Source organism: Aminobacter sp. P4_D5 (genome assembly GCF_056401815.1).
The window spans coordinates 19,885-27,909 of the sequence record NZ_JBFUIP010000075.1 but is presented as its reverse complement, the minus strand read 5'-3'; the positions used below and the strand labels follow the sequence as shown (position 1 = coordinate 27,909).

General features: G+C 60.0%; 7 protein-coding genes. 5 read left to right on the top strand and 2 right to left on the bottom strand.

The genetic code is table 11. From position 1 onward, the window contains the following. On the bottom strand, positions 1–399 hold a 399-nt coding region (locus tag AC1DWF_RS17320; protein ID WP_476841873.1), incomplete at its 3' end, for a PAS domain S-box protein. A 329-nt stretch (positions 400–728) separates the two neighbouring features. Here AC1DWF_RS17320 and AC1DWF_RS17315 point away from each other — a divergent pair. The 4 genes from AC1DWF_RS17315 to AC1DWF_RS17300 all read left to right on the top strand — a co-directional run bounded on the left by AC1DWF_RS17315 (position 729) and on the right by AC1DWF_RS17300 (position 4,186). Continuing rightward, entirely contained in the window at positions 729–1,037 is a 309-nt protein-coding gene (locus AC1DWF_RS17315; RefSeq protein WP_476841872.1) for an EthD family reductase, read from the top strand. A 206-nt stretch (positions 1,038–1,243) separates the two neighbouring features. Then, positions 1,244–1,831: a single-stranded DNA-binding protein gene (gene ssb / locus AC1DWF_RS17310; protein ID WP_476782380.1), complete on the top strand. Its 588-nt coding sequence runs from the start codon at positions 1,244–1,246 to the stop codon at positions 1,829–1,831. Positions 1,832–2,115: 284 nt separating this feature from the next. After that, positions 2,116–3,597: an MltF family protein gene (locus AC1DWF_RS17305; protein WP_476787546.1), complete on the top strand. Its 1,482-nt coding sequence runs from the start codon at positions 2,116–2,118 to the stop codon at positions 3,595–3,597. Between the two features lie 76 nt (positions 3,598–3,673). Continuing rightward, entirely contained in the window at positions 3,674–4,186 is a 513-nt protein-coding gene (locus AC1DWF_RS17300) for a ClbS/DfsB family four-helix bundle protein (protein WP_476782382.1), read from the top strand. A gap of 120 nt (positions 4,187–4,306) precedes the next feature. On the opposite strand, the gene AC1DWF_RS17295 is transcribed toward AC1DWF_RS17300, so the two are convergent. Then, complete coding sequence (locus AC1DWF_RS17295; protein ID WP_476841871.1) at positions 4,307–4,936, bottom strand: MarC family protein; 630 nt, start codon at positions 4,934–4,936, stop codon at positions 4,307–4,309. 251 nt (positions 4,937–5,187) lie between these two features. Here AC1DWF_RS17295 and gyrA point away from each other — a divergent pair, with 251 nt between their 5' ends. Then, the gene (gene gyrA / locus AC1DWF_RS17290) at positions 5,188–7,971 is read left to right on the top strand and encodes a DNA gyrase subunit A (protein WP_476841870.1); all 2,784 of its coding nucleotides are present in this window, start codon (positions 5,188–5,190) and stop codon (positions 7,969–7,971) included. The last annotated feature ends 54 nt before the right edge of the window (positions 7,972–8,025 follow it).

Sequence of the window (8,025 nt, the reverse complement as noted above, 5' to 3'; positions counted from 1 at the left end):
ATGCAAGATCGCCTGCTCGAACGTCTTGCGTTCGGAGTTGTCGAGAAGGATCTCGATGTCGAAGCTATCCCCGGCAATCCGTCGCCGCTGCGCACTTATGAGCGTCGGTATGATACGCCCGCTCGAGTGCTGCATTTCCACTTCAGCGAGCTCGTAAAAGCCCTGCGTTTCGAGCAGCTTCATCCTCTCGCCGCGAGCCGGATCGTCGATCGAATAGGGCAGGTCGACCCCGAGAGGTTGTCCGTCAATCTCGTTCCACGTACGCCCAATCATGCGGAGATAGGCCGGGTTCACCTTGATGTAACGAGAGTTGTGGTCGGTGGTGGAAATCGAAAACGGCACCGGTGACAGCTCGAACAGATCTCTCAAAGCCGCATCAAGAACATCTTCTGAGATCATCGCCCAACTGCCGCCCACTCTCCCACGATGGCCAAATGGGTAGCGTCAGCCTGTTAAATATCGCTGAATAACCGGGCAACAGAAGCTGTCGCAAGATCGCTTCGTTGATTTTGAACTTCTCGGCGACCGAAACAGTGCTTCGCCGCTGGCGTGGTCACGAAGCACGGCTTGCGCGACAGCGGTGGCGCCGGCTCGGCCAGCCAATTGAGCGTTTTCGTTTGTACGAAAACACCGTTCGACCTTGGGTGCATTCCAGGCGCATTTCGTTTTCCTGCGACGCGGACACATGCGACACTCCCCTGACGTCAGGCAATCAAGGGGAAGCAAAGATGGCCAAATTGATTGTGATGTACAAGACACCGACGGATGCCAAGGCGTTCGACAGGCACTACCTCGAAACGCACATTCCGATCGCAAAGACGATCCCGGGTCTGCGAAAATACGAAATCAGCCAAGGTCCAATTGCGACGCCGGACGGCCCCTCGGACTATCATTTGGTCGCAACCCTGCAGTTCGACGATCTTGCTGCCATTCAACACGCTTTTGCGAGCCCCAACGGGCAAGCAGCAGCGAAGGACGTTCAAGGCTTCGCAACCGGCGGAGTCGACATGTTTTTGTTCGAGGATCTGGAAATCTAATCCGCAGGAACTGTTGACGCCAGCGAATGGATGCACCAGGGACGCTTGCCATTTATCGCTATTGCCGCTAGAACAAAAAAGGAACAAAACTATTTGTGGACAGCATGTGCTTTTCCGCTGGCGGGCGCGCATGCTTGTAGGCGATGGGCTAATGTGCGCCCTCATATTTTCTTGGAATTGGTTTCGGACGAGCGCGGAGCGGTGTCATGGCAGGTAGCGTCAACAAGGTCATTCTGGTCGGCAATCTGGGTGCTGACCCTGAAATCCGCCGGCTCAATTCCGGCGAGCCGGTGGTCAACCTGCGCATCGCGACGTCAGAAAGCTGGCGCGACAAGAATTCCGGCGAGCGCAAGGAAAAGACCGAGTGGCATCAGGTCGTCATCTTCAACGACAACCTCGCCAAGGTCGCCGAGCAGTACCTGAAAAAGGGCATGAAGGTGTACATCGAAGGCCAGCTCCAGACCCGCAAATGGGAGAAGGACGGCATCGAACGCTACACCACCGAAATCGTGCTGCAGAAGTTCCGCGGCGAGCTGCAGATGCTCGATGCGCGCGGCCAAGGTGGTGATGCCGGCTACAGCGGCGGTGGCGGTGGTGGCCAGGTCGGTTATGGCGGCGGCCAAGGTGGTGGTGGCTATGGCGGCGGTGGCGGCGGACGTGGTTCCGACTTCGGCCAGTCGAGCCCGACCGACAGCTACGGCGGCGGTCGCGGCGGCTCGGGCGGCGGCGGTGGCCGCAGTGGCGGCCAGGGCGGCGGTTCGTCGCGCGATCTCGACGACGAAATCCCGTTTTGATGAMAACCGCTCGGGTGTGCGATGGGCTTCGAGCTGATCGGACACCCGGCGAGCTCGGGCTGCGGGTGTAATGCCGTTGGCCGTCAGCCAGAGTGCAGTTGTGGGTCAACCACCTCTCGATTGGCGCGCGCCTTCGGTGAAGGATATGTGATGCCGGCAAGATAGCCGGCGGTTTTGACGGGGCTTTCGGCACCTGGGCGGTGCCATCAGGGCTGTATTTGACAGCCGCGCGGTTCTCGATTGGGCCACGATCCGTGGGGGCGTGTATGGTTGATGGGTGGGCTTTGAGCGCGCGCAGCGCAAAGACGCTGTGCGCCGTTGTCGTTGGCTTTTTGACCTTGCTTGTGGCGTCGATAACGACGGGCCTGGCGCAGTCGAACGATCCCGCGCGGCCTCCGCTTGTCTCCAAACATCTCGGTGATCTCGATGGAATGGCTGAGCGTCGGATGGTGTGGATCATCGTGCCGTTCAGCAAGACGATCTATTTTGTCGATCGGGGGCAGCAGTTCGGAACCGCCGTCGAGTTTGGCCGGGCGCTGGAACAGCAGCTCAACAAGGGCAAGAAGAAAGAGGTCGACAAGATCCGGGTCGGCTTTGTTCCCTTGCCGCGTGATCGCCTTTTGCCAGCGCTCGAAGAAGGGCTCGGCGATATCGTCATGGCAAACCTCACTGTCACCCAGGCACGCCTGTCGCAGGTGGATTTCACCGAACCGCTTTATGGCGAGGCGAGCGAAGTCCTTGTCACCGGTCCGGCAGCTCCTGCCATCGCGTCTATCGCCGATCTCGCCGGGCAAGAAATTCGGGTTCGGCTCTCCAGCAGCTATTACGAGCACCTGGCGGCCTTGAATGCGGATTTCGAGAAGAATGGCCGCAAGCCCATTCACATCAAGCCGATCGACGACAATCTGGAGGATGAAGATCTGCTCGAGATGGTCAATGCCGGCCTGTTGAGCTGGACCGTCATCGACAAGCACAAGGCCGATATCTGGGCGAAGGTTTTTACCGATATCGCGGTACGCTCAGACATCGTCATTTCGGACCATGACCAGATCGCCTGGGCGATCCGCAAGGACAGCCCCAAACTCAAATCCGTGCTCGACGATTTCATCAAGACGCATCGGATCGGAACGACTTTCGGCAATATCATCCGAAACAATTACTACAAGAGCGACAAGATGCTGAAGCGCGCCTATGCGCCGGCGGATGTCGAGAAATTCAAGACGCTAGTCGAGATCTTCCGCAAATATGGCGGAGCTTATTCCTTCGACTATGTGCTGCTGATGGCGCAGGGCTACCAGGAGTCGCAGCTCAATCAATCATTGCGGAGCCCGCGTGGTGCGGTCGGCATCATGCAATTGCTGCCGTCGACCGCTGCTGACAAGTCGATCAACATCTCGGGCATCGACACGGATGAGGACAGGAATGTCGAGGCAGGTTCCAAATACCTCCGCCACCTGATCGACACCTATGTCGATGACGAGGGTGTCGCGCCGCGGGACAGGGTGCTGCTGGCGTTTGCCGCCTACAACGCCGGCCCGGCGAATTTGCGGAAATTCAGATCCAAGGCAAAGGACATGGGGCTCGACCCGAATGTCTGGTTCGGCAATGTCGAGCATTCGGCGGCCGAGATCGTCGGCCGCGAAACCGTCCAGTATGTCAGCAACATCTACAAGTACTACGTCGCCTACGATCTTCTGGCCCAGCGTCTGACAGCGCAGAATGGCGACGGCGCAAATATCGCGAAACCGGCTTCATCATCGAACTGAACTTGGACCGCAATCCGCATCATTGTAGCGGCCAAGGTGACGCTGTCCGTGGCCACCGGGGCGGCAAGGGCAAGATATGACAATCCCGCAGAACAAGGCCGAGCTGCTCTCGGCCATCAACTCCGACTACGACAGGCTGGCGCGGGATCTTGCGACCATACCGGAGCATCTCGCCACGGATGAGACCCTGGAGGGACACGCAAAGGGCACGATGATGAGTGTCCGCGACCTGGTCTCGTATCTCATTGGCTGGAACGAGCTGGTACTCAAATGGCATGCGCGTAAGCGTGCCGGTGAAAGCGTCGATTTTCCGGAGACGGGCTTCAAGTGGAACGAACTCGGGAAACTGGCGCAGAAGTTTTATAGCGACTATGCGGAGCTGCCGTTGCCAGCGCTGCTGGAGCGTTTTGCCGATGCCAAGGCGCAGATCGTGGCGCTGGTGGAAGGCTACAGCGACACTGAGCTGTATGGCTCGCCGTGGTACGAGAAATACACGATGGGCCGGATGATCCAGTTCAACACGTCGTCGCCTTACGAGAATGCGCGCGGCCGGTTGCGCAAGTGGAAGAAGGCGAAGGAGTTGGTCTGATCGGTTCGCCCGGATAGTCGTTGCAGGCAGGACAATCACGAAAGCCGATGAATCTGTACAAGGCGATCGCCTCKGTGAAATCGTCTGTCTCGCTGGGCCAAGAGTTCGTTCGGCGGCAACCTACATCGCCGCCAGTTCCTTGATGCCGTCGGCGACGAACTGCACTGCGAGTGCTGCGAGAATGACGCCGAGCAGGCGGGTGAGGATCGAACGGCCGGTCTGGCCGAGAAACTGGTCGATGCGCTCAGCCAGGATGAACACCAGGTAAGTCACCGCCAGGCAGGCGAGGATGATGAGCACGAGCGCCGCTTGCCCAGCCCATCCCTGGAACGAGCCGGAGAGCAGCACAGTGGCCGAAATGGCGCCTGGGCCGGCGATCAGCGGAATGGCGAGCGGGAAGGCGGCGATGTTGTGGATGTGGTCACGCGTGATCGCGACATCCGAGATCTTCTCCTTGCGGTCCTGCCGCTTTTCGAAAACCATTTCGAAAGCGATGAAGAACAACAAGAACCCGCCCGCCACACGGAAGGCCGGCAGCGTGATGCCGAAGACGGTGAGGATGACCTTGCCTGCCACGGCGAAGATGGCGAGCACAATAAAGGCTATGATGCTTGCCCGCACCGAGACCTGCAGGCGCTGGTCGCGATTCATGCCACGCGTCACCGCCAAAAACAKCGGCGCTAGGCCTGGCGGGTCGATGGTTACGAGGATGGTGACGAAGGCATTGAAAACAGTGTCGAAAAGCGGCATTCGGCATCTCCCCGGCGAAAGCAGGCTAACCCGAGCGCGTCCGCGGCGCCAGTGCCATTGCGCATGATTGATGTGTGATGCGCATCCAAAGGGCAACAGAGCTGACGGACTAACTGTCGCGGATCATGTCCCGGCGGCTATCCTTTTGATATCTAGTGTTAAATCAACGTTGGAAAAGCGCGCCCAAAATTGGTCATTCGCAGGCCATTCCTATATAAGGAGCAAATGATTCCTAACATGCGTGATCAAAGTTGACCGACCAGAAATCACCGCGCGGACCTGACGGTCCCTCCGGCATCGAGCCGATTTCCATCATCGAGGAGATGCAGCGCTCCTATCTCGATTACGCCATGAGCGTGATCGTGAGCCGGGCGTTGCCCGACGTGCGCGACGGCATGAAGCCGGTGCATCGCCGCATCCTCTATGCCTCGCATGAGAGCGGCTACCACTGGAACCGCAAATATGTGAAGTCGGCACGCCCCGTCGCCGACGTGATGGGTAAATATCACCCGCATGGCGACGCTTCGATCTATGACGCCTTGGTGCGCATGGCGCAGCATTGGTCGATGAGCGTGACGCTGATCGACGGGCAGGGCAATTTCGGTTCGATCGATGGCGATCCGCCCGCAGCGATGCGCTACACCGAGGCGCGCCTGACCAAGGTCGCGCACGAATTGCTCGAGGACATCGACAAGGATACTGTCGATTTCCAGGACACCTACGATGCCTCGGGCAGCGAGCCACGCGTCCTGCCGGCACGCTTTCCAGCACTGCTGGTSAAYGGCGCSGGCGGCATCGCCGTCGGCATGGCGACCAATATCCCGCCSCACAACCTGGTCGAGATCTGCAACGGCACCATTGCCGTCATGGAAAACCCCGCGATCGACCTGCCCGACCTGATGGAGATCATTCCCGGTCCGGACTTCCCGACCGGCGCCCTGATCCTTGGGCGCTCGGGCATCTACAATGCCTATTCGACCGGCCGCGGCTCGGTCATCATGCGCGGCAAGGTCAATATCGAGCAGCGGGCGGGCGACCGCGAGTCGATCATCATCACCGAAGTTCCCTATCAGGTGAACAAGGCGACGATGATCGAGAAGATGGCCGAACTGGTGCGCGACAAGCGCATCGAAGGCATCTCCGACATCCGCGACGAGAGCGACCGCCAGGGCTACCGCGTCGTCATCGAGCTCAAGCGCGATGCCAACGCCGAGGTCATCCTCAACCAGCTCTATCGCTTCACCCCGCTGCAGACTTCGTTCGGCGCCAATATGGTGGCGCTCAACGGCGGCAAGCCGGAAGTGCTGACGCTGCTCGACATGCTGAGGGCGTTTGTTACCTTCCGCGAAGAGGTGATCAGCCGGCGCACCAAGTTCCTGCTCAAGAAGGTGCGCGACCGCGCGCATGTCTTGGTCGGCTTGGCGATCGCCGTTGCCAATATCGACGAGGTCATCAAGCTTATCCGTGCCGCGCCCGATCCGCAGACGGCGCGCGAGCAGTTGATGACGCGACGCTGGCCGGCATCCGATGTCGAGTCGCTGATTCAGCTGATCGAAGATCCGCGCCACCGCATCAATGAAGATGGCACGTATAATCTTTCGGAAGAGCAGGCCCGTGCCATTCTCGAGCTGCGCCTGCAGCGCCTGACGGCACTTGGCCGCGACGAAATCGCCGACGAGCTGAACAAGATCGGCGCCGAGATCACCGACTATCTCGACATCCTGTCGTCACGCGCCCGCATCCAGCAGATCGTCAAGGACGAGCTGATTGCCGTGCGCGACGAGTTCGGAGTGCCGCGCCGCACGGAGATCACCGACGGCGGCGCCGACATGGACGACGAGGACCTGATCCCGCGTGAGGACATGGTCGTCACCGTCAGCCATTCCGGCTACATCAAGCGCGTGCCGCTGTCGCTCTACCGGGCTCAGCGCCGCGGCGGCAAGGKCCGCTCGGGAATGTCGACGAAGGACGAGGATTTCGTCACCCGCCTGTTCGTGGTCAACACGCATACGCCGGTGCTGTTCTTCTCCTCGCGCGGCATCGTCTACAAGGAAAAGGTCTGGCGCCTGCCGATCGGCAATCCGCAATCGCGCGGCAAGGCCTTGATCAACCTGCTGCCGCTCGAACAGGGCGAACGCATCACAACGATCATGCCGCTGCCCGAGGACGAGGCGCAATGGGCCGAACTCGACGTGATGTTCGCGACCACGCGCGGCACGGTGCGCCGCAACAAGCTTTCGGACTTCGTCCAGGTCAACCGCAATGGCAAGATCGCCATGAAGCTGGAGGAAGAAGGCGACGAGATCCTCGGCGTCGAAACCTGCACTGACAATGACGATGTGCTTCTGACCGCCGATTCCGGCCAGTGCATCCGCTTCCGTGTCGACGACGTACGCGTGTTCCAGAGCCGCAATTCAGTTGGCGTGCGCGGCATCAGCATGGGCGAGGGCGACCGCGTTATCTCGATGGCGGTCATCGAGCATGTCGAAGCGAGCCCGGCGGAACGCGCCGCCTACCTCAAGCGTTCGGTTGCCGAGCGGCGACTGGCCGCAGGCGCTGTTGCTGGGGAAGACGAAGAGATCGCGCTGACCAACGAGGAAGTCGGCGAAGAAGCCGACATTTCCGAAGAACGCTACCAGTTCCTGACCCAGCACGAGCAGTTCGTGCTGACTGTCACCGAATATGGCTATGGCAAGCGCTCGTCGTCATACGATTTCCGCCTGACCAACCGCGGCGGCAAGGGCATTCGCGCCACCGACGTGTCGAAGGCAGCGGAAATCGGCAAGCTGATTGCGACCTTCCCAGTCGGCGGCGACGACCAGATCATGCTGGTATCGGATGGCGGCCAGGTGATCCGTGTGCCGGTCGAGGGCATTCGCTTTGCCAGCCGCGCCACCAAGGGCGTGACCATCTTCAATACCGCTGATGGCGAAAAGGTGGTTTCCGTCGAGCGGATTTCCGAGCCGCAAGGCGAGGACGAGGCTGACGAAGCATCCAATGGCGATGCCCCGGCGAGCGAAGAAAGCTTATCTTAGCCCACGCCGAGCAGCTTTGCTGTTCAAGGCGTTAGGCCGGGACACTTAGGAAGA

Bases quoted from the DNA above. Each gene is read 5' to 3' on its own strand.
- ssb (WP_476782380.1), top strand. From the start codon at position 1,244: ATGGCAGGTAGCGTCAACAAGGTCATTCTGGTCGGCAATCTGGGTGCT.
- AC1DWF_RS17300 (WP_476782382.1), top strand. From the start codon at position 3,674: ATGACAATCCCGCAGAACAAGGCCGAGCTGCTCTCGGCCATCAACTCC.
- AC1DWF_RS17315 (WP_476841872.1), top strand. From the start codon at position 729: ATGGCCAAATTGATTGTGATGTACAAGACACCGACGGATGCCAAGGCG.